Annotated in this window: 1 protein-coding gene and 1 pseudogene; both read right to left on the minus strand. The window is 28.2% G+C overall.

The genetic code is table 11. The annotated features are described in order from the left end of the window. Nucleotides 1–868: LysR family transcriptional regulator (locus tag Q0370_RS08815; protein WP_299574763.1), on the minus strand; the 868-nt coding region annotated here is incomplete at its 3' end. A gap of 203 nt (nt 869–1,071) precedes the next feature. Then, a pseudogene (locus tag Q0370_RS08820) lies at nt 1,072–1,744 on the minus strand (methylase); the annotation flags it as partial.

The raw sequence follows: 1,744 nt of genomic DNA on the forward strand, positions 1-1,744 counted from the left end.
AAACTTTCCCATAAACACTTAGTTCAATATTTTTCTGCATTATAATTCCAACTTTCATATATTCGTCCACTTCTAGCGGTTTTGCAATAATATTTTCTCCATTTAGCTCTTTACTAATTATTCCTGTACTCACAGTGTATCCGTTAAGCCCGACTGCCAAATTAAACAAAGTAGCTCTATCTCTTACTTTTATATTTTTATCTCTGTCAAGTGTACTCAATATTTCTTCTGAAAAATAAAAAGAATTATAATCTCCTTGCTCAAATGACAAATACGGATATTCCTTCAAATCTTCAAGACTAATGCTTTCCTTTTTTGCTAAAGGATGATTAAAGCTAATAAAGACATGTGGCTTTGCAGTAAATAGCTCAATAAATTTCAAGTTATTTCTTTTTATCATTTTCTCAATTACAGTTTTATTTGCTCCCGAAGTATATAAAATTCCAATTTCACTTTTTCTCTTGCTTACATCCTCAATAATTTCATTAGTCTGTGTTTCCCGAAGCGTAAAATCATACTTATTCTCTCCAAATTTCTTAATCACATCCACAAAAGCATTTACCGCAAATGAGTAATGTTGAGTTGATACCGAAAACCTACGAGTTATCTTATTTCCTTTTTTATATTCTTCTTCCAATAAATCCGTCTGTTCCAAAACTTGCCTAGCATATCCCAAAAACCTATCTCCTTCAAGTGAAACAATTACTCCTTTATTTGTCCTGTTAAAAATGGTTATATTCATCTCATCTTCCAGCTCTTTTATTGCTTTCGTCAATGCCGGCTGTGAAACAAACAGCTCTTTTGCAGCCTCACTTAATGTCCCTTTTTCAGCGACTGTTACTACATATTTTAGTTGCTGTAATGTCATTTTTTCTCCTTTTAATAAATTCTATTCTACAACTTAAAAATCTTTTTAACTTTTTAACACAATAAAAAGCCAGCTTCAAAGCCGACTCTTTACTAGCTAAATAAATTACTTTTTTTAAAATATCCAAATAACTGCATTATAAATTTTTAGATATATTTTTTCTTTTTAAATTCCTTGTCTTTTACTTTATCTCAATATTGTTCTCAAATTTTCTCCAAAAATTTATTAACAGCTTCACTAAACTCTTTTAGTTTAGTCCCTTTTCCATAAAAAAACGGTAATCCTATTATTTTTTGATTGTTTTTTGATATTTTTTGTTTCTTTTCAATTTTAAGCAAGAACTCTTCTTTCCAATTATCTTTTTCTAATAAATGTTCTCCTTTTGGTTCGGCATAAATTTGATATTCCTTATTCTTACCTTCATCAAGAGTTTTATTTTTTATGAATAATAAATAATCAGGTTCAAATCTTTTACCTTTGTCAAATGAATAAATTGCAAGTTCACTAAATCTCTCATTTCTTATTACATAATATTCAAGATTCTTTTTATCTAGTTTAGGTTTTATTTCAGTTTTAAAATATTTTATAAATGATTTTTCTTCTGTTGTTCCATAATTATCATCGTACACGTACCAATCTTCTATCGATAAATCTAATTTAAATTCACTACTAGAAGTTTTTATTTGCGATTCTCCTTTTCCATCACTACTTATTCTACTTAAATATATTCTCTTGTCTTTTATAACATCTTTTATCTTATAAGGCTCAAATTCTTCTCTTCCTTCATATTCAGTTTTTATTTCATTTATATGCTTACAAATCGCAGGAAACACTTCTTGTTTCAATTCTCTATAAATATCTTTCCCCGTTATTTCA

This window comes from uncultured Leptotrichia sp. (genome assembly GCF_938036635.1).
GTDB lineage: Bacteria > Fusobacteriota > Fusobacteriia > Fusobacteriales > Leptotrichiaceae > Leptotrichia > Leptotrichia hongkongensis.